The organism is Pseudomonas anguilliseptica (genome assembly GCF_900105355.1).
GTDB lineage: Bacteria > Pseudomonadota > Gammaproteobacteria > Pseudomonadales > Pseudomonadaceae > Aquipseudomonas > Aquipseudomonas anguilliseptica.
Genome location: NZ_FNSC01000001.1, coordinates 114025 through 134021, shown reverse-complemented (window position 1 = coordinate 134021; position 19997 = coordinate 114025). Strand labels below are relative to the sequence as shown.

Genomic DNA, 19997 nt, shown 5'->3' with positions numbered 1-19997 from the left:
GGCTTTCCGGTAGGAGCTGACTGCGAGAGAACATCGCAATACCGTCCCCAACAGATAGGGCGCAAGGCCGATCCCCCGCTTGTCGAGCCGACCAGCGAGCCGCCCGCCCGAGGGACGCAGAGAGGGAAAAGTTTTCTGACGAGCTTCAGTCCAGCACGTTCTGCAGAATCTCGTAGATCAGTCCCGTAGCCAGGGTGACGAGCACCACGTCGGTGCCGACCTGCTGCCATTCGTAGCCTTCGTAGCGCGGCAGTTGGCTGAGCAGGCGATTGTCGAAGCGCTTGGCAATGCCTGGTGGCAGCGGCTTACCGCGCGCCAGGTTCTTGCGGATGCCCGGCGGCAGAGATTGGGCTGGGCCGATCAGGTCGCGATTGTCACCAAGAATGATGCGCACTCGGCCGATATCGATGCTCGGGCCGCGCAGATCAACCTGTATACCGCCATCGCCACCGTGCTTGTCATGCTTGTCGTGTTTTGGGGCGGCGCTGGCACTGTTCAAGGCAACTGCCAGGGCCAAGCTGGTGACGGTTAGCAACAAGGAACGGTACATGGCGGTACTCCACGAGGGGGAGGGTTAAACAACTCGCGCAGCCATTTGCTGCGCTCTCTTCAGTGTGGCCCAGAGTTGGCCGGTGTGGCGGGTGGAGTACGGCCATCGCGTCCAGCCAATATGCGCAGAATGGCGTTGAGCAACATGCCGTAGAGTGGCACGAACAGCAGCAGGCTGACGACCAGTTTGACCCCGTAATCGACCGTGGCGATTTCCACCCAGTGCTTGGCCATAAACGGGTTGCTGCTGTTCCAGAACGCCACCGAGAAGAACGCGTAGGTATCCAGCAGGTTGCCAAGGACGGTCGAGACTGTTGGCGCTACCCACCATAGCGACAGCTGGCGCAGGCGGTCGAATACTTGAATATCGAGGAACTGCCCGAGCACATAGGCCAGAAAGCTGGCGATAGAAATGCGCAGGACGAACTCGTTGAACTCCAGCAAGGCGCCGAAGCCGCGAAAGCTGGCTTCCTGAAACAGCACCGAAACGATGTAGGAAATCAGTAGCGCCGGCAGCATTACCCGGGCAATCACCCGGCGCGCCGCCTGTTTGCCGAGCAGGCGTACGGTCAGGTCGGTGGCCAGGAAGATAAACGGGAAGCTGAATGCGCCCCAGGTGGTGTGCCAGCCGAGCAGGGTGATCGGCAGCTGCACCAGGTAGTTACTGGCGATGATGATCAGGATATGAAACAACACCAGTGCAATAAGCGCATTGCGTAGGCGCTGCGGGGCGGTAATAAGCATGACGGGACCTTTTTGCTGGATGGGGTTAGGGAACCCATGCCACCCGGAATTGAATGGCGGCGCGCATTCTACCGGCGCGACGCGGCGCTTGCGTAGTGGCCTGACAGGAGGCCGCACTCTGCACCGTTTCAGCGTCCTGTTGCAGGGCGCCAACTAGGCTACAGGCGCCGTTGGCCAGGCCGTTCGGGCTTTTAGCCGGCAGAACCGGTAATCTATGCCGCTGTATTGCTGATTTTTTGTCGAGGTATACCCGTGTTTTCCCAATTCGCCCTGCATGAACGCCTGCTCAAAGCCGTGGCCGAGCTTAACTTTGTCGAGCCCACCCCGGTGCAGATGGCGGCCATTCCGCTGGCGCTGCAAGGAAAAGACTTGCGGGTTATTGCGCAAACCGGCAGCGGCAAGACCGCAGCCTTTGTGCTGCCAATGCTCAATCGTTTGCTCGGCGATGGTGCTTCCCAGCCACGCATGAGTGTTCGCGCGATGATTCTGTTGCCGACCCGTGAGCTGGCCCAGCAGACCTTGAAAGAAGTCGAGCGTTTTGCCCAGTTCACCTTCCTCAAGGGCGGGCTGATCACCGGTGGGGAAGACTTCAAGGTGCAGGCCGCCATGCTGCGCAAGGTCGACATCCTGATCGGTACGCCGGGTCGCCTGATCGAACACGCCAACGCCGGCAACCTGCTGCTTGATGAAGTCGAAGTGCTGGTGCTCGATGAAGCAGACCGCATGCTCGACATGGGCTTTGCCGAGGACGTGCAACGCCTGGGTGAACTGTGCAATGCCGAGCGCCAGACCTTGCTGTTCTCCGCCACCAGTGGCGGCGCCGCTCTGCGTGAAGTGATCGGCAAGGTGCTGAAAGAGCCTGAGCACCTGCAGCTCAACCGCGTCAGCCAGCTCAACGAAGGCACGCGCCAGCAGATCATCACCGCTGACCATAACCACCATAAAGAGCGTCTGGTCGAGTGGTTGCTGAAGAACGAGACCTACGACAAGGCGATCATCTTCACCAATACCCGCGTCCAGGCCGACCGCCTGTACGGCAAGTTGGTTGCCCACGACTTCAAGACCTTTGTGTTGCACGGTGAGAAGGACCAAAAGGATCGCAAGCTGGCCATCGACCGTCTCAAGCAAGGCGCGGTGAAGATTCTGGTGGCCACCGATGTGGCGGCCCGTGGCCTGGATGTCGATGGCCTGGACCTGGTGATCAACTTCGATATGCCGCGCTCTGGCGACGAATATGTACACCGTATCGGTCGTACCGGCCGTGCTGGCGCCGAAGGTCTGGCGATCTCGCTGATCTGCCACAACGACTGGGCGCTGATGTCGAGTATCGAGCGCTACCTCAAGCAGCGTTTCGAACGCCGCAATATCAAGGACCTCAAGGGCATCTACCAGGGCCCGAAAAACCTCAAGGCGTCCGGTAAAGCGGTTGGCCCGAAGAAGAAAAAGATCGACCCGAAAACCGGCAAGAAGCTCGCCACGAAAAAGCCTGCCGCCAAGGCGCCGAAGCGCAACACCATCAACCGGCCGAAACCTGATGCGTCGGTACTGGTCAGCCAGGATGGCCTGGCCCCGCTGAAGCGCCGTACACCAGCTGCCGAGTAACGTCGTGGGCCGCTGGGTCTGCTGGGTTGTTGCGTGGTTAATCGCCGCGCAGGCCCAGAGCGCGGTGTACAAATGCGTGCAGCCTGACGGTGTGGTGCTCTACAGTGATCAGCCTTGCAGCATCGCCCATAGCAATCTGGCCTTGAGTGTCAGCAATTACGCCAACTACCCGCCGCTGCTGCAGGGTGTGGCGCAGCTCTGGCACGAGCGGGTTCAACCACTGCTGGTCGGGGTTGATGTGCTGGCCATACTGGCGCTGGTTTACGGGCTGATGAGCCTGATCTGCTTTATCGCCTACTACCGCGACAAACAGTTCGCCATCAAGGGCCAGCAGCGCACGCCCCAGGCGCGCCTGCATCTGTATGAGTTGCTGGGCGGCTGGCCCGGCGGGTTGCTGGCGCAGCGGCTGATTCGGCACAAGAACCGCAAGCTGAGTTATCAGCTGCTGTTCTGGTTGATCGTCCTGCTGCACCTGTCTCTGGTGGGGCTGGTGCTATGGCTGAGCAATACATCTGCAGGCGGCTGAAGACGGCGGGCTCTCCACCGTCTGCCGCTTAATCCTTACTTCGGTACGATCAAGATCTTGCCGTCGCGCTCGCCACTGGCGGCGGCCGCCACGGCCTGCTTGATCTCGCTGACGTCATAGGTGGCGGCGACCCGAGTGTGTAGCTTGCCGCTGGCGATCAGCTGCACCAGCTCGCCAAACACCTTCATCTGCTCGGCCTGGCTGGCGTTCTGGAACCATTTGGCCAACCAGAAGCCGCGCAGGCTGACATCGCGAAACACAAAGGACGCTGGCGATACCTGACACGGCTGGCGGCTCATCATGCCGTAGTTAACCAGCACACCGCCTTCGCACAGGCTGGCGGCCAGGTGGTCGGTAGACTCGCCGCCTACGGCATCGATACCCAGGCGCACGTTTGCACCGCCAGTGGCTGCGCGCACTCGCTTGGCAAGGTTCGGGCCATCGACCAGTACCACGTCACCGCCTTCTGCCTCAACGCCGGCCACTGCTGACTCACGGCGTACCACGTTGATGGTTTTGAAGCCGCGCAGCTTGGCCAGCTGGATCAGGTAGCTGCCGACGCCGGAGTTGGCGGCGTTCTGGATCACCCAATCGCCGGGCTTGAGGTCGACGAATTGACTGAGCATCAGAGAGGCGGTCGGCGGGTTGACCGTGAGCATGGCCAGTTGCTGAGGATCGGCTTCCGGCAGGGGAATCAGTTTATTGGCCGGCGCATTCAAATGGCTGACCCAGGTGCCGCAGCCCACCGGCAACAGCACCATCTGGCCAATCTTCAGGTTGCTGACTTCGACGCCCAGCGCTTCCACCCGGCCAACCCCTTCGTTACCGCCAATCGCTGGCAACGGCGGCAGCATGCCGTATTCGCCGGTCAGGGTAAGCACATCGGATGGGTTGATCGGCGCAGCCAGTACCTTGATACGCACTTGGCCGGCGCCAGGCTCAGGTAGCTGCAGCGCAACGGCGGCGATTACTTCCTGAGGAGCGGGCCCGCGGGTTTGATACTCGGCTTTAAGCATGGGAATTCTCCGGTAGAGGCTGAACAGAGTGGCTGAAGTCTAGACCGGAGTGGCCAAGGTGCGACGAATCCTCTGTTATCGATCCGGGTGATGGGCAGCGACCGAGTAAACCGGGTGATTGCTAGTTTTACTGGTCTTGCATCTCACCTCCGCCTGGTTCCGGCTCCTGAAGCGCTGGTAGTCACCTGCGCAAGCGTTTTCCAGCAGGTCAGAGGAGGTCTCGGGTGAGATTTCCTTCAGTTCTGCGCGTAGCTGATCCGCACGGGCAGGATTTTTTGGCTGATCTCTGCGGCTTTGGCTACGAGTTGCCCGGCTTGGCTATCGCCTCTTCGGAACTACAGGAGGCGTAGGCCGCGCTCTGCTCAGATAGAACGAAGGCAGCGCAAAGGCTCAAGCGTTTTACTGAGCCGATTATCTTCATGGCGATATTATCGCGGGCGAACAGGCTGGCGTGCTCGCTGAGTACGGTTGACTGGCGAAAGTTCGAACCTAAGCGGGCCTGGGCGGGTCGGAAATTAGGAGGGCGACGTGCAATAACGCCTGAGAGCTAAGGATGGTCTGAAAAAGACTTCCTGATTTTGGCAAAATATCCGCACTCCACCCGCCGAGTTTTCCGATGAAGCAGATGACCTTCGCCGACGCCGAGTATGCCGGCAAGCGCAAGCAGACCCGCAAAGAATTGTTCCTGATCAAGATGGATCGGGTAGTGCCATGGAAAGGGTTGATCGCTTTGATCGAGCCGCATTATCCAAAGGGTGAAGGCGGCCGACCGTCCTATCCGCTGATGGCGATGCTGCGAGTGCATCTGATGCAAAACTGGTTCGGTTACAGCGATCCGGCGATGGAAGAGGCGCTGTACGAGACCACCATCCTACGCCAGTTTGCCGGGCTGACTCTGGAGCGCATTCCTGACGAAACCACCATCCTCAACTTCCGCCGCTTGCTGGAAACACACGAACTGGCTGCCGGCATCCTGGCCGTGATCAATGGCTACCTGGGTGACCGTGGTTTGTCGCTGCGCCAAGGCACCATCGTCGATGCCACGCTGATCAACGCGCCGAGTTCAACCAAGAACAAGAACGGTAAGCGTGACCCTGAGATGCACTCAACCAAGAAAGGCAATCAGTATTACTTCGGCATGAAGGCGCACATCGGGGTGGATGACGAGTCTGGCTTGGTGCACAGCGTGGTGGGTACTGCCGCCAACGTGGCGGATGTCACCCAGGTCGATAAGCTGCTGCACGGCGAGGAAAACATGGTGGGGGCCGATGCCGGATATACCGGTGTCGAGAAGCGCCCCGAGCATGAGGGCCGTCAAGTGATCTGGCAGGTTGCAGCACGGCGTAGCACTTACAAGAAACTCGGTAAGCGCAGCGCGCTGTACAAAGCCAAGCGCAAAATCGAGAAGGCCAAGGCCCAAGTGCGAGCCAAGGTCGAGCATCCGTTTCGGGTGATCAAGCGTCAGTTCGGTTATGTGAAGACGCGCTTCCGTGGCCTGGTCAAAAACACGGCGCAACTGGTGACTTTATTCGCGCTGTCAAATCTGTGGATGGCGCGCCGACATTTACTGACGAATGCAGGAGAGGTGCGCCCGTAATGCTGGAAATGGCTGCCGCGAGGTGCTCGCGGCGGCTAAAAACACAGAAATGAGCCGGTAATCTGATCGTTTTTGATCGATTTATCACTTTCGAAATCAGCAGAGGCTGACGTCAGCCAGAAATGCATGGCTACTTCAGAGGATCCCTAACTCCGATTAATCGATCTCAGCGATAGGGCAATGCAGAGTCAGGTCATAGCCGGCTATGCTGGGCACTGGTTTAACTCGGGTATCGCTATGAAGTGGTTGTGGGTCTGTTGTTTGCTGTCGTGTAGCCTGAACGTCTCGGCGCAAGCCTTGCGCGTCGGCTTTGGTACGCACAAACCACCTTATATCTTCGAGAGTGAGGCTCGTGGCCTGGAGTACGACATCGTGATGACTGCCGCGCAGCGCGGAGGGCTGGAACCGGTGGCGTACTACGCGCCGATGGAGCGCTTGAATCTGATGCTGAGCAAGGGCCAGATCGACGTTATTGCGACCACCAATGAGCGCAGCGGCGGTTCTATTTTTTATTCGGAACCCTATATCCGCTACCAGAATGTCGCGGTGGCCCTGCGCTCGCGAAACCTGGATATTCAGCGCATCAGCGACCTGGTGAGTTACTCGGTCAATGCCTTTCAGCGCGCGCGCTTTCTCCTCGGTAGTGAGTACCAGGCGATGGCCGAAAACAATCCGCGCTACCGTGAGGAGGCGTTTCAGATTGCCCGCAATCGCATGCTCTACAGCGGTCGAGTGGATGTAGTGGTGAATGACATGCGTATCCTGCGTTACTTCAACCGCGAGGTGTACACCCAGGTCGATGTGACCCAGCCACTGACCCTGTATCCGATTTTTGCGGCCACCGACTACAAGCTAGGTTGTCGGCAGCAGGCCCATTGCGAACGCTTTAATCAGGGCTTGGCAGCGATTCGGGAAAGTGGCGAGTACACGCTTATCGAGCGCCGCTACGCCATGCACTGACTGCATCTGGATGGCGTCAGTGTCTTATGGCGTGGGTGCGACCTCGTCGAGGCCCTCTTGCGCGGCCAGCAGTTCTTCTTCGCTCTGCAACGGTGTGCTGCTGACGCTGAAGTCGACAATCTCGATAGCGCCCTGACCCTGGCCCAGCAGGTGGAAGGAGAACGCCTTGCGCGCTTGCGGGTTGTCGAAGGTGAAGCTGACTTCGACGGACTTGTTACGGGTCAGCAGCGGCAGTTGCGGGATCGCCAGATCGACGTTGCGGTCGTATTCCTTGGTTTTCAATTGCAGCGTGGCGCCCTGTTTATCCAAGCGCAGCGCGCGGATTTTCAGGGTCACGGTGGTTTGGGTATTCGCCCCCAGAGTCAGGTACTGCGCACCCACCAGATTGTCTGCCCAGTCATCACTGACACTGGGTTTGAGTTTGATGGGTTGCAGGTTGGCGAACTGGTAGCGTTGCTCGGCCTGGCCGCCGTTGCTTAGTGATTGGTCAAGCAGGGCTGCTTGCTGGCTGATCAACCGCGCCGGTTTGCCGCTGAAACGGCCCAGGTAATGTGCGCTCTCGGCAATAAAGCCAGGGCTGGTGTAGCGCCGGCAGACATTCTGGAAGTCACACTCGGTCAGCGTGCCGTTGCCGTCATGCTGGCGCAGCAGGCCGTTGGTGTAGGAGATGATCTTGCGGCCCGTGGCGTAATCGCGCAGCAATGAGAGGCCGGCGATATTGCTCGGTACCGGGAAGGCAAAGTAGTCGAGCACCGAGGCGGTCAGGTCGACATGGCCATACACGCCTTGCTTGATGGCGGGCAGTTGCGCCTGCTCGGGAGACAACAGCAGGTTGAAGCCCCAGGCCGAAGCCAGGCGAACGTTCTCCAGACCATGGGATTCATCCGAAGTGACGATCACCAGGGTGTCTTTCATCACGCCCTGTTTTTTCAACGCGTCGAGGAAGTCGGCAACGGCATCGTCCAGATAGGCAATCGCCGCCAGTTTTGCGCTGGGATGGCGGTCCAGGTAGTCCTGCGGGGCGGAGTAGGGCTGGTGAGTGCCCACGGTCAGCAGGGTGAGCATCCAGGGCTGACGCTTTTTGCGCAACTGTTGCACGTAACCCAGCGCGCCCTCGAAGTAGGCCTTGTCGTCCATGCCCCAGGGGAACTCGATATAGGGCTTGTTCTTGAACCAGTCGCGGCCCAGGGTCTTGTCGAAGCCCATCTGCGGCATGATCTGGTCTTTGGCCATAAAGCGCAGCCCAGCCCCCTGCAGGAAATGCGTGCTAAGGCCGCGCTCGCGCAGTTGTGCCGGCAGGCATTGCTCGCTGCGCGCTGGATTGTTGAGTAGTTCGACGCCTTTCGGGGTGCCGGAGTCGAGTTTGTTGTAATCGCCGCAGAGCATCGCATAGAGGCCGCGGATGGTCTGATGACCGTGCAGCACGTAATCGGTCGTGAGCATGCCGCGCTCGGCCCACTGGCTCAGACGCGGCATCGGGTCTTGCGCGTAACTGCTAGCAATGGCCTGGCGACTGGCTTGCAGGTAGGCGCCGGTCACGCCTTCCAGAGTAATGATCAGTACGTTGCGGGCGCTGCCGGCTTGCTTGAGCAGCGGCGTACCGTGCAGGTTGAGCTGATTCAGGCCGCTGATGTCGGGTGGGCTGCTCGGTTCATCACCCGCCAACCAGTCGGCCAGGTGTTGCTGGGCGCCATTGGTACTTTCCGCCAGCAGCTTGTGCGGCAGGTTGAACTGCAACCACTGGTCAGCTTCGCTGGGTTTGAATTGCTGGCCGGCTGTATGCAGGGCAAACAGTGCCAGCGGTAGCAGCAGCCAGGCGCGTGCAAGCGGCTCGGCGCGGCGCGGTGTTTGTAAGCTGCGCAGGCCCAGGTATAGCGCCATCAGCACGGCCATGGCCAACGCCAGTAGTGGCTGGCTCAAGCCGCTGCCCTGGGTCGAATGGCTGACGAACTGCGCATCGCCCAGGTATTGCAGGTCGGCCGGCTCTGGCATGCGCCCCACCGCATTGACCAACTCGGCGGTGCTCAAGGTAAAGACGCACCAGGTCAGCAGCAGAGCAATGTTCAGCAGCCAGGAGCGTTGGTGCAGAACTACCAGCAGTAAGCTGCCGATCGCCAGGTCAGACAGATAGCCATAAGCATGCGACCAGCCCAGCGTGTAGCGGCTAAGCAACGGCAGGGCGAATATTAACAAACCGAGGGCAAGCAGGGTGCTGGAAGGCTGTCGCAGCCAATTGCAGGTAACGCGCACGGGTACTCCTGGGGCGATTGCCATCGTTCAGCAATGGCAATGCCGAAACAGCCGCAAAATGCGGGCTGACATGATTCTGAAACAAGGCTGTGTTAAGCGCCAGTGGGCGGAGCGCAAAAGGGCAAAACAACTGATGTTGTGCTGAGGAAGGAAGCGAGGGACTGGGTGGAGTTATGCACTGGCCAGCGCCTTGTCATTGCGAGCAAAGCGCTGCATGGCCAGAAAACGTTACTTTTTACCTATGGTGATCTGCTTGGTGGTGCCGTACACCTGGCCGCTGACGCCTTTGGCAATTTGCTGAATTTCCCCGCCGGATTTCAGGAAGGCTTCGATCTGTGCGTCGATCGAAGCGCTGGTTTCCACGGCTGGAGCCGGCTTGGGTTTGCTGTTGGATGCTTTTACGCGCATGACGGCCATTAACCTATTTAAAAATTAATTTGGCCGCGCATGATACTCGAAATACTTGACAATTGCTTGGCAAATAAAGGTCGGATGTAGCGATATGCCGTGAAATTATTCTGCGAATAGTTCGAATAATTAGCGAGTATGTCAGTAAGTGATTGTTTTAATAAGAATAGATATTTCTTACTGAAACCGTGCCTCGCGGTTTGCTCCATCGGTCGGATTGCCCTGCACGGCCATCAGGCTGGTGCAGGGCGATGGCCGGTAGGCCGAGAAATTACCAGGCGAGTCGGCTAGAATGCCGGCCTGGTAATGAGGGTAGGGCATCATGGCGGTAATTGGACGAATGAATAGTTTGCAGGTCGTGAAGCACACCGACTTCGGCCTGTATCTGGATGGCGGCGCGGATGGCGAAATTCTATTGCCCAAACGCTATATCCCAAGCGATACCCCAAGTGAAGTGGAAGACTGGTTGAACGTCTTTATTTACTTGGACAGTGAAGACAAATTGATTGCCACCACGGAAAAACCAAAAGTTCAGGTGGGCGAATTTGCCAGTTTGAAAGTTGTGGATATAAATCGTGTGGGCCTATTCCTTAATTGGGGTTTGCCAAAAGACTTGTTGCTGCCGCACTCCGAAGAAAAACGCCCATTGCAGATCGGTGATTACTGCGTGGTGCATGTATTCCTCGATAAACGCAGCAAGCGCATCACCGCCACTGCACGCCTGGATCGTTACCTGGATAACGTGCCGGCCAACTACACGATGGGCGAGGAAGTCGACCTGTTGGTCGCCGAGTCCACTGATATGGGCTTCAAGGCCATTATCAATGGCAAGCACTGGGGCCTGATCCACAAGAACGAACTGTTCAAGTTTGTGCGCAGTGGCATGCAGGAAAAAGGCTTTATCAAGGAAGTGCGCGCCGACGGCAAAATCAGCCTGAGCCTGCAGCCAGTAGGTCAGGAAGCGGCCAGCAGCCTTGGTGAACAGATTCTGGCCAAACTGCGCGAGCACGATGGTGTACTCAAGGTGAATGACAAGAGTTCGCCTGAAGAAATTGCCGGGCTGTTTCGGGTCAGCAAGGGCAACTTCAAGAAAGCCATTGGTGGTTTGTACAAGCAGGGTCGCATCGTGATCCACGAAGACCGTATCGAACTGCCAAGCAAGTAAGCAGCACCCCGCGTTTACGGCTCACGGTATTGCGCCAGTAGTGAGTCGTACGTTCTGTAGTTGGCTTGCTAGGCTTGAGATGTCAGCTTGAGTCGCGTTGCAGGTGGCGTATTACGCGACTCAATGAGCATTTTGCCGGTGTAGCTCAGTTGGTAGAGCAGCGCACTCGTAACGCGAAGGTCGCAGGTTCGATTCCTGTCTCCGGCACCAATACTATAATTTTGCGGTTCTCCCTGGCACTGCGTGAGACTGTGAAATTCCTATGAAAGCCCCGCTTTGTGCGGGGCTTTTTGTTTTTTTCTGATGCCATCCGGTGCCTGGGAGGCCAGTCAAGTCCTTGCTTATTGAGCACCTCTATGAGTATCTTTTATTGTTCAATAATCTATAGGGATGGTCTGAAGTAGCCATGTATTTCTGGCTGACTTCAGCCCCGCCGATTTTGAAAGCGGCAAATCGATCAAAAACGATCAGATTACCCATTCATTTCTGTGTTTTTAGCCGCCGCGAGTAGCTCGCGGCAGCCATTTCCCGCATTACAGGCGCACCTCTCCTGCATTGGTCAGTAAATGTCGGCGTGCCATCCACAGGTTCGACAGCGCGAACAGCGTCACCAGTTGCGCCGTGTTCTTGGCCAAGCCACGGAAGCGTGTCTTTACATAACTGAACTGACGCTTGATCACCCGGAACGGGTGCTCAACCTTGGCGCGCACCTGGGCCTTGGCCTTCTCGATCTTGCGTTTGGCTTTGTACAGCGGGCTGCTCTTACCCAGCTTCTTATAGGTGCTGCGGCGGGCAGCAACCTGCCAGATCACCTCGCGCCCATCATGTTCGGGGCGCTTTTCGACGCCGGTATAACCCGCATCGGCGCACACCACGTTTTCCTCGCCGTGCAGCAACTTGTCGACCTGAGTGACATCCGCCACGTTGGCCGCCGTGCCTACCACGCTGTGTACCAGCCCCGACTCGTCATCCACGCCAATGTGCGCCTTCATGCCGAAGTAGTATTGGTTGCCCTTCTTGGCCTGGTGCATCTCTGGGTCGCGTTTGCCGTCCTTGTTCTTGGTCGAACTCGGCGCATTGATCAGCGTGGCATCGACGATGGTGCCTTGGCGCAACGACAGGCCACGGTCGCCAAGATAGCCATTGATGACGGCCAGGATGCCGGCAGCCAACTCATGTTTCTCCAGCAGACGACGGAAGTTGAGGATGGTGGTTTCGTCGGGGATACGTTCCAGACTCAGCCCGGCGAACTGCCGCAGGATGGTGGTCTCGTACAGCGCTTCTTCCATCGCCGGGTCGCTGTAGCCGAACCAGTTCTGCATCAGGTGCACACGTAGCATCGCCATCAGCGGATAGGCCGGCCGACCGCCTTCACCCTTGGGGTAATACGGTTCGATCAGTGCGATCAAACCCTTCCACGGCACCACCCGATCCATCTCGATCAGGAACAACTCTTTGCGGGTCTGCTTGCGTTTGCCGGCGTACTCGGCATCGGCGAAGGTCATTTGCTTCATCGGAAAACTCGGCGGGTGGCGTCCGGGCATTTTGCCAAAATCAGGAAGTCTTATTCAGAGTTTCCATAGGTACTCGGTATGCCTTTGACCGTCCTGCAGGTGAAGAATTCTTCACCACGTGAGAAAGACTGCGTTCAGAAAGATAACCATGGGTAACCTCACTTTTAAGAGTCGCAGGCGTCACTGGATGGCTCAGGATCAGACCTGGGGGGAGGTGCCTGTTGGCATGACCGCGCATAAAGAGCTGCTGGGGGCTGTGCGTTCTATCGAGCAGTATTCACGCTGAAGAGATGTGCACACATTGCTGTGACGTTCTGTTTTTAGAACAGATTTTTTCAACCAGATGAGGAGGGGCGCATTCGCAAACCCCAGGACAAGAACCACATAGGCCAGACCGCCAAATGCAATCTGAGGGGCCCGGAAATGTGTTGCCACTTGTTGAAAACTGTATGGGTAGAGCGCTTCCATTACTGCTGTGCGGAGTGGCAGCTCAGCGGAGACTACTTCGCCGGCACGTCGTGCGCCGTAGTACTGGAACGAGACGTACCAGAATCCTGCAGCGGCCGCCAAAATCATGAGGGCCATGACCCCTATCATTGCGATTGGCCTGAAGACCCTGAAAAAGAATGACTCCCTATAGACGGAATTACTGCCCGTCACGAAGGCTGCTAGGGATGGTCTGAAGTAGCCCTGTATTTCCGGTCAACTTCAGCCTCCGCTGATTTTGAAAGCGGAAAACTGATCAAAAACGATCAAGTCATCCGCTCATTTCGGTGTTTCTGGCCGCCGCGAGCACCTCGCAGCGGTCATTTCCCACATTACAGGCGCACCTCTCCTGCATTCGTCAGCAAATGTCGACGGGCCATCCACAGGTTCGACAGGGCGAACAGCGTTACCAGTTGTGCGGTGTTTTTGGCCAGGCCACGGAAACGCGTCTTCACATAACCGAACTGACGCTTGATCACCCGGAACGGGTGCTCGACCTTGGCGCGAACTTGCGCCTTGGCCTTCTCGATCTTGCGCTTGGCTTTGTACAGCGCGCTGCGCTTACTCAACGTGTTGTACGTACTGCGGCGGGCTGCGATCTGCCAGATCACTTCACGGCCTTCATGTTCTGGCCGCTTCTCTACGCCGGTGTAACCCGCGTCGGCACCCACCATGTTTTCTTTGCCGTGTAGCAGCTTGTCGACCTGAGTAACGTCTGCAACATTGGCTGCCGTGCCGATCACGCTATGCACTAAACCCGACTCGTCATCGACGCCGATGTGCGCCTTCATGCCGAAGTAATACTGGTTTCCCTTCTTGGTCTGGTGCATTTCCGGGTCACGCTTACCGTCCTTGTTCTTGGTCGAACTCGGCGCATTGATCAGCGTGGCATCGACGATGGTGCCTTGGCGCAATGACAAACCGCGGTCACCCAAATAGCCATTGATGACGGCCAAGATGCCCGCAGCCAGTTCGTGTTTCTCCAGCAATCGGCGGAAGTTGAGGATGGTGGTTTCGTCGGGAATGCGCTCCAGGCTCAGACCCGCAAACTGGCGCAGGATGGTGGTCTCGTACAGAGCCTCCTCCATCGCCGGGTCGCTGTAGCCGAACCAGTTCTGCATCAAATGAACCCGTAACATCGCCATCAGCGGATAGGCTGGACGTCCGCCTTCACCCTTGGGGTAATGCGGTTCGATCAAGGCAATCAAACCCTTCCACGGCACAACCTGATCCATCTCGATCAGGAACAGCTCTTTGCGGGTTTGCTTGCGCTTGCCGGCGTACTCGGCGTCGGCGAAGGTCATCTGCTTCATCGGAAAACTCGGCGGGTGGAGTTCAGGTATTTTGCCAAATTCAGGAAGTCTTCTTCAGGGTTTCCCTAGCGAATCAAATATTTCTCCAGCGAGCGCCGATATACTCCAGTCTTGGAAAAGCGTAAGCAGAGTAAGGTTCAACCCATATAGGCCGACTGAAAGGTTGATCAGTCCCGCAGGCTCAGCAAAAGATCTGCCGGTGGTTTGCGCTACTTGGTACTGACAGCCAAGTCCGAGCCAGCCTCGGATCAAGAACATTGATGTCATGATAAGCCCCAGCAGGAAGCATCCGAGGCTGTCTCCGGGAGCCGCCGCATTATCGAAAACAAGCTTCCGCATCGGTGAGGCTGAAAACACCATGGCTAGAATAACGAGAGGGGCTGCATACAACGCTGATTTCCACGAGGCCACACCTCCGCAAACCAAAATCCGGTGAGCTCCCTTCGATAATAGAATTTGTAGTGAGCTTGCCGACCAGATCCTCGCTTGGCGACGCCAAAGGTGCCTGCTCCAATCGCAGCCAAAGCACTTAGTCGGCCTGTTGCATTTAACCCGGTTCCGATGGGAAACCACGGGGCCGCCACCATCTCTGTCACGGGGCGCTCCGCACATGCAGTCAACAAAATGTCTGCTTCTTCGTTGCATGGTTTATAGCCAGCGCCGAAAAAGCTCTTAATCAGAGAAAACATGGTGCGCCTCTTTGCATGAGTCATGCGGGGCCGATGAGCCGACAGTACATGCCCGCAAGAAGTTGTGCAATATAATATTGCTATATTATTCTAGCTGTAAGGAAAGTCATGTCAGGCAGAAGAGGTCGGCCTAATGCCGCCGGGAAGTACATTACTCTCCAGCTAAATCAGGTTTGCATTGGGATCATGGATGCTGGTGCTGCACGGGCTGTCGCGGGCAGCGAAAAGCTACCGAACCGGTCCGCCTGGTTTCGTGCGCTTATCGAGCATGTGTTTGGGAGTATGCCCTTAGCTGATGTGGCGGCAGGACTATGTGCGGGGCGGGTTGGTGCGGGAGTGAGTGCTGAGGTTTTGGCGCGTGATTGGCCACAAAGCTGGTTCGAACAACCGACACCACACCATGTAACGATGAAGCTTGATGATTGCCACAGGTTGCTACTACGGCAGTTTGAGTGCCACGTTCAGTCTTTGGACTGGCTTAGAGATATGTATCGGAACGAGGTTGCGCAGCTGCTAATCGCGGTTCACGGTCCGGCATTTAATGACACTTACGAGCTTTTGGTATCAGTCGAAGGGACGTAGCGGACGATTCACGATTCATCAGTTCAATGAACGGGCACTGAGGGGCACTGGAGTGGTTCCCATGTCAATTAGCTGGCTGGGATGCTGCTTGCTGGCCAAGACTGGTCTTTACACGCCTGTTTTTAGGTTGCTCATTTTAGGCGAACAAACCAGCTACGTTAGCGAGTTGCAGTCATGGTGATGCGCGCGGATTAGCAGATCATCCAGCTCCTGTAGGCGTCCAGTGTCATAAAGGTCGCGCAGGGATGCACCTTTGAACTGGGCCATGGGCTTGTTCAACCAGTGGACAGCTGTGTCTGCTGCGCCGAAAAAAGCGATGACCCGCGCCTGGTAATCAGCCCAGTTACCGAACTGGCGAATATGTACCAGACGCTCACGCAACTGCTTTTCTTCGTCTTCGCCGAAACCTGTCGTGTTATCGCATAGCACCAATCGAGATGACGAAAAATAGTGGGGGCGTAGTCGTCAAGGGCAATCCATTGCGATGCAGGATCGTAACCATCAAGCCAAAGCACGGCCTCATATTGCCGCGCACCTGGGCGCGGCTCATAGCCTGGTGCAGCTGTTGCGCCGATAACTCGACTGCGTAGATCAGCAGGAAATAGGGCACGGAGGTCTTCCAGGCTGCGCGTGAGTCGCCATGTGGATGTAATGACTACCTGCACCTCGGGGAAGTCCCACAGGACAGCGGCTAGCCTTGGCAGACAGGACATAGGCTTGCTCTTGTGAGCAAGCAAGGGGTGAAGAACGCCGTCCACGTCGAGAAAGAGGATCATGGATCACCCACTTGGCTGGTATGCGGGCTAGCTTACCCATAAATCGGGCGTCGGCAGACAGTCTGGAGTGCGGCCCTTCTCACGTACCGGTAACGGCCCAGGCTGTGTAAAAACGCATTTGCCGTTTTGAAGTCTGTGCGTAATTGCACCCAACTGACCAGTCAGTTGCATTGGTCCAGACCAGTAGGCTGTACCGATTGACTGGCAGAAAACGGCCCAGGCTGTGTAAAAACGTTGGCATCGACCTTGCTGTGATTTGATGGATTCAAATCAGCGGGGGATGCCGATGAAGCGTTTTATCCAAGGAGAGCATCGAGGCCAAAGCGCGCTGCTTCCCGAGAGCCTGGATGACTACGTGGCGGACACCAACCCGGTGCGGGTGGTCGATGTTTTCGTCGATGAACTCGACCTTGTCCAGCTGGGTTTCGACGGTGTCGTCCCGGCGGAAACAGGTCGGCCCGCCTACCATCCTGCCGATCTCCTGAAGATCTATATCTACGGTTACCTCAACCGCATCCAGTCCAGTCGCCGTCTCGAACGCGAGGCTCAGCGCAACGTTGAGTTGATGTGGCTGACCGGACGGTTGATGCCGGACTTCAAGACCATCGCCAACTTTCGCAAGGATAACGGCAAGGCAATCCGCGGTGTCTGTCGGCAGTTCGTGGTGCTGTGCCAGCAGCTTGGCCTGTTCTCTGAAGCGCTTGTGGCCATCGATGGCAGCAAGTTCAAGGCGGTCAACAACCGCGACCGCAACTTCACCAGTGCCAAGCTTCAGCGGCGAATGGAGGAAATCGAGTCCAGCATCAACCGTTACCTGACTGCACTGGATACCGCTGATCGCCAGGAACCTGCCGTGGCGCAGGTCAAAGCAGAACGCCTCCACGAAAAGATCGCGACCTTGAAAACTAAGCTGAAGGAACTCAAGGAAATCGAAGTACAGCTCAACGAAACATCGGACAAACAGATCTCCCTGACCGATCCCGATGCCCGCTCAATGAAGACTCGTGGCACCGGCATGGTCGGCTACAACGTGCAGGCGGCGGTCGACGCGAAGCACCACCTGATCGTGACGCATGAGGTCACGAACGACGGAGTCGATCGAGACCAACTGAGCGCCATGGCCAAACAGGCGCGAGAGGCCATGGGTGTTGAGAAGCTATCGGCGGTCGCAGACAGAGGGTATTTCAAAGGCGAAGAAACCCTTGCGTGCCATGAGGCTGGCATCACCGTTTTCGTACCCAAGACGCTGACCTCGGGAGCGACAGCGGCTGGCCGCTTCGGCAAAGGTGATTTCATCTATGACGCAGCCAAGAACGAGTACCGATGCCCGGCAGGGGAAAACCTGATCTGGCGGTACTCAAGCGTCGAGAAAGGACTGAAGTTGCACCGCTACTGGAGTTCGCACTGCCAGGGTTGTGCGCTGAAAGAGCACTGTACGCCGAGTCCACAGCGCCGGGTGAGCCGCTGGGAGCATGAGGCTGTACTTGAGGCGATGCAGACCCGCCTGGATCAAGCTCCCGAGATGATGCGGATCCGTCGCCAAACGGTCGAGCACCCATTTCCTCACCAGAACGCTCGACCGGGTGAGCACAGAGATGGGCCTGCATGTGCTCGCCTACAACCTCAAGCGCGTGTTGAGCTTGCTGGGCAGCGGTGCCCTAATGGCAGCGATGAAGGCCTGAGACCTGTTTTACGAGTCCTGCCGTCCTCCAGCAGGCGCACCGAAGCCTAAAGTGCCACACAACCAGGAATCACCGAATACGCCTGATTGGTGCCTCCGGCGGCCTTCTGGACACTTAGGGATGGTCTGAAAAAGACTTCCTGATTTTGGCAAAATATCCGCACTCCACCCGCCGAGTTTTCCGATGAAGCAGATGACCTTCGCCGACGCCGAGTATGCCGGCAAGCGCAAGCAGACCCGCAAAGAATTGTTCCTGATCGAGATGGATCGGGTAGTGCCATGGAAAGGGTTGATCGCTTTGATCGAGCCGCATTATCCAAAGGGTGAAGGCGGCCGACCGTCCTATCCGCTGATGGCGATGCTGCGAGTGCATCTGATGCAAAACTGGTTCGGTTACAGCGATCCGGCGATGGAAGAGGCGCTGTACGAGACCACCATCCTACGCCAGTTTGCCGGGCTGACTCTGGAGCGCATTCCTGACGAAACCACCATCCTCAACTTCCGCCGCTTGCTGGAAAAACACGAACTGGCTGCCGGCATCCTGGCCGTGATCAATGGCTACCTGGGTGACCGTGGTTTGTCGCTGCGCCAAGGCACCATCGTCGATGCCACGCTGATCAACGCGCCGAGTTCAACCAAGAACAAGAACGGTAAGCGTGACCCTGAGATGCACTCAACCAAGAAAGGCAATCAGTATTACTTCGGCATGAAGGCGCACATCGGGGTGGATGACGAGTCTGGCTTGGTGCACAGCGTGGTGGGTACTGCCGCCAACGTGGCGGATGTCACCCAGGTCGATAAGCTGCTGCACGGCGAGGAAAACATGGTGGGGGCCGATGCCGGATATACCGGTGTCGAGAAGCGCCCCGAGCATGAGGGCCGTCAAGTGATCTGGCAGGTTGCAGCACGGCGTAGCACTTACAAGAAACTCGGTAAGCGCAGCGCGCTGTACAAAGCCAAGCGCAAAATCGAGAAGGCCAAGGCCCAAGTGCGAGCCAAGGTCGAGCATCCGTTTCGGGTGATCAAGCGTCAGTTCGGTTATGTGAAGACGCGCTTCCGTGGCCTGGTCAAAAACACGGCGCAACTGGTGACTTTATTCGCGCTGTCAAATCTGTGGATGGCGCGCCGACATTTACTGACGAATGCAGGAGAGGTGCGCCCGTAATGCTGGAAATGGCTGCCGCGAGGTGCTCGCGGCGGCTAAAAACACAGAAATGAGCCGGTAATCTGATCGTTTTTGATCGATTTATCACTTTCGAAATCAGCAGAGGCTGACGTCAGCCAGAAATGCATGGCTACTTCAGAGGATCCTTAGAAAATCCCCCGGCAGTTGATTGCCATTGCTTGCTGCGTTTTTACACGGTCTGGGCCAAAAGCAGACATTACAGCGCCACATGCCATGTAACGCATACGCAGACAATGGGCGAGCTACTTGCTTGGCCTTATAGCAGTTCGATGCCAAAACGGCGGACACATAAGGCAAACAAACCGAAACAAGCTGCGGTGGCGACGATGTAGATCAGCAAAGCTGGCCAGAAGCCGAAGCGGGGCAAAAACATGGGAAATGCGAGTAGCATCGGCAAGGTGGGCAACACGTACCAGAAGGTGTACCACGCATGGTTAGCGATCTTTTCTGTTGGCTGGTTTTCAACGTTTAGCCAGATAAGTGTCAGTACGGTGATCAGAGGTAACGCCGCAATCAGGCCACCAAATTTGTCGCTACGCTTCGCGACTTCCGAGACCACGACCACCACGACTGCGGTCAGGAAATATTTGCTGATTAGCCATGCCATCCTGCATCTCCTCGCCGTTAGTGTTGAACCGCCTCAGAGGTACTTGGTGATTTGCTTGAAATCTTTGAGTGATGCGCGCTCGCCTATCGCAAGTGCTTCGACGGTGTGTTCCAGGCAGTGGTCGATATGGTCTTGGATAAGCACACGCTTGGCCTGGCAGACGGCTTTTTCCACGGCATGCAGCTGCTGAGCGATGTCGACGCAGGCACGGCTGTCTTCGATCATGGTGACGATGCTGCGCAGGTGGCCCTCCGCACGCTTCAACCTTTTGATGATGTCGCCATGACTTTGGTGCTGGTGGCCGTGTTCGTGATCGCTCATGCCTTGAGTCTCGTGCGTCGATGAA

The 19997-nt window shown here is 57.2% G+C and carries 19 protein-coding genes, 1 tRNA gene and 2 pseudogenes; 8 read left to right on the top strand and 14 right to left on the bottom strand.

From position 1 onward, the window contains the following. Positions 1-145: 145 nt before the first annotated feature. Both BLW24_RS00705 and BLW24_RS00700 read right to left on the bottom strand, forming a co-directional pair. Complete coding sequence (locus BLW24_RS00705; protein WP_090375443.1) at positions 146-550, bottom strand: anti-virulence regulator CigR family protein; 405 nt, start codon at positions 548-550, stop codon at positions 146-148. Positions 551-609: 59 nt separating this feature from the next. Then, the gene (locus BLW24_RS00700; RefSeq protein ID WP_090375440.1) at positions 610-1293 is read right to left on the bottom strand and encodes a 7-cyano-7-deazaguanine/7-aminomethyl-7-deazaguanine transporter; all 684 of its coding nucleotides are present in this window, start codon (positions 1291-1293) and stop codon (positions 610-612) included. A gap of 252 nt (positions 1294-1545) precedes the next feature. Between BLW24_RS00700 and BLW24_RS00695 the strand changes: the two genes are divergently transcribed. Continuing rightward, on the top strand, positions 1546-2895 hold the full coding sequence (locus BLW24_RS00695; RefSeq protein WP_090375438.1) for a DEAD/DEAH box helicase: 1350 nt from the start codon (positions 1546-1548) through the stop codon (positions 2893-2895). 4 nt (positions 2896-2899) lie between these two features. Continuing rightward, positions 2900-3421 (top strand): DUF1294 domain-containing protein, encoded by a 522-nt coding sequence (locus BLW24_RS27050; protein ID WP_090375436.1) that lies wholly within the window; start codon positions 2900-2902, stop codon positions 3419-3421. 35 nt (positions 3422-3456) lie between these two features. On the opposite strand, the gene BLW24_RS00685 is transcribed toward BLW24_RS27050, so the two are convergent. Further along, on the bottom strand, positions 3457-4437 hold the full coding sequence (locus BLW24_RS00685) for a zinc-dependent alcohol dehydrogenase family protein (protein ID WP_090375435.1): 981 nt from the start codon (positions 4435-4437) through the stop codon (positions 3457-3459). A gap of 616 nt (positions 4438-5053) precedes the next feature. Here BLW24_RS00685 and BLW24_RS00680 point away from each other — a divergent pair. Together BLW24_RS00680 and BLW24_RS00675 are read left to right on the top strand one after the other, a co-directional pair. Next, a complete protein-coding gene (locus BLW24_RS00680) occupies positions 5054-6034 on the top strand; it encodes an IS5 family transposase (RefSeq protein WP_090375433.1) in 981 nt (326 codons plus the stop codon). A 180-nt stretch (positions 6035-6214) separates the two neighbouring features. Then, a complete protein-coding gene (locus tag BLW24_RS00675) occupies positions 6215-6994 on the top strand; it encodes a substrate-binding periplasmic protein (RefSeq protein ID WP_244161053.1) in 780 nt (259 codons plus the stop codon). 24 nt (positions 6995-7018) lie between these two features. On the opposite strand, the gene BLW24_RS00670 is transcribed toward BLW24_RS00675, so the two are convergent. From BLW24_RS00670 to BLW24_RS25855, 3 genes are all read right to left on the bottom strand, one after another. Continuing rightward, positions 7019-9244 carry an LTA synthase family protein gene (locus tag BLW24_RS00670; protein WP_244161052.1) on the bottom strand — a complete coding sequence of 742 codons (2226 nt, stop codon included), beginning with the start codon at positions 9242-9244 and terminating at the stop codon, positions 7019-7021. A 228-nt stretch (positions 9245-9472) separates the two neighbouring features. After that, positions 9473-9661, bottom strand: coding sequence for a hypothetical protein (locus BLW24_RS00665; RefSeq protein WP_169852821.1), 189 nt, complete (start codon positions 9659-9661; stop codon positions 9473-9475). A gap of 168 nt (positions 9662-9829) precedes the next feature. Then, positions 9830-9976: a hypothetical protein gene (locus tag BLW24_RS25855; protein ID WP_167360307.1), complete on the bottom strand. Its 147-nt coding sequence runs from the start codon at positions 9974-9976 to the stop codon at positions 9830-9832. Here BLW24_RS25855 and BLW24_RS00660 point away from each other — a divergent pair. Both BLW24_RS00660 and BLW24_RS00655 read left to right on the top strand, forming a co-directional pair. After that, on the top strand, positions 9975-10817 hold the full coding sequence (locus BLW24_RS00660; protein ID WP_090375427.1) for a CvfB family protein: 843 nt from the start codon (positions 9975-9977) through the stop codon (positions 10815-10817). The two genes, BLW24_RS25855 and BLW24_RS00660, sit on opposite strands and share 2 nt — an antisense overlap. Positions 10818-10951: 134 nt before the next feature. Next, positions 10952-11027, top strand: a tRNA-Thr gene (locus BLW24_RS00655). 323 nt (positions 11028-11350) lie between these two features. Here the strand turns inward: BLW24_RS00655 and BLW24_RS00650 are convergent. From BLW24_RS00650 to BLW24_RS27045, 6 genes and pseudogenes are all read right to left on the bottom strand, one after another. Beyond that, positions 11351-12331 (bottom strand): IS5 family transposase, encoded by a 981-nt coding sequence (locus BLW24_RS00650; RefSeq protein WP_090375425.1) that lies wholly within the window; start codon positions 12329-12331, stop codon positions 11351-11353. A gap of 198 nt (positions 12332-12529) precedes the next feature. Continuing rightward, entirely contained in the window at positions 12530-12916 is a 387-nt protein-coding gene (locus BLW24_RS00645; protein WP_139272616.1) for a hypothetical protein, read from the bottom strand. A gap of 233 nt (positions 12917-13149) precedes the next feature. Next, positions 13150-14130: an IS5 family transposase gene (locus BLW24_RS00640; protein WP_090375421.1), complete on the bottom strand. Its 981-nt coding sequence runs from the start codon at positions 14128-14130 to the stop codon at positions 13150-13152. A gap of 362 nt (positions 14131-14492) precedes the next feature. Beyond that, positions 14493-14819 (bottom strand): hypothetical protein, encoded by a 327-nt coding sequence (locus BLW24_RS25455; protein ID WP_139272615.1) that lies wholly within the window; start codon positions 14817-14819, stop codon positions 14493-14495. Positions 14820-15554: 735 nt separating this feature from the next. Then, positions 15555-15830, bottom strand: a complete 276-nt coding sequence (locus BLW24_RS26290; protein ID WP_139272614.1) for a hypothetical protein — start codon at positions 15828-15830, stop codon at positions 15555-15557. Between the two features lie 32 nt (positions 15831-15862). Then, positions 15863-16177 (bottom strand): annotated as a pseudogene (locus BLW24_RS27045) (HAD domain-containing protein); the annotation flags it as partial. A gap of 286 nt (positions 16178-16463) precedes the next feature. On the opposite strand from BLW24_RS27045, the pseudogene BLW24_RS00615 reads away from it, so the two are divergent. Then, a pseudogene (locus tag BLW24_RS00615) lies at positions 16464-17859 on the top strand (IS1182 family transposase). Between the two features lie 183 nt (positions 17860-18042). Continuing rightward, complete coding sequence (locus tag BLW24_RS00610) at positions 18043-19023, top strand: IS5 family transposase (RefSeq protein WP_090375326.1); 981 nt, start codon at positions 18043-18045, stop codon at positions 19021-19023. A gap of 277 nt (positions 19024-19300) precedes the next feature. Here BLW24_RS00610 and BLW24_RS00605 read toward each other — a convergent pair whose 3' ends face one another. Both BLW24_RS00605 and mreA read right to left on the bottom strand, forming a co-directional pair. Then, entirely contained in the window at positions 19301-19651 is a 351-nt protein-coding gene (locus tag BLW24_RS00605) for a DUF3147 family protein (protein ID WP_090375412.1), read from the bottom strand. Between the two features lie 33 nt (positions 19652-19684). Further along, complete coding sequence (mreA, locus tag BLW24_RS00600) at positions 19685-19972, bottom strand: metal-sensing transcriptional repressor MreA (RefSeq protein ID WP_090375411.1); 288 nt, start codon at positions 19970-19972, stop codon at positions 19685-19687. Positions 19973-19997: the final 25 nt, after the last annotated feature.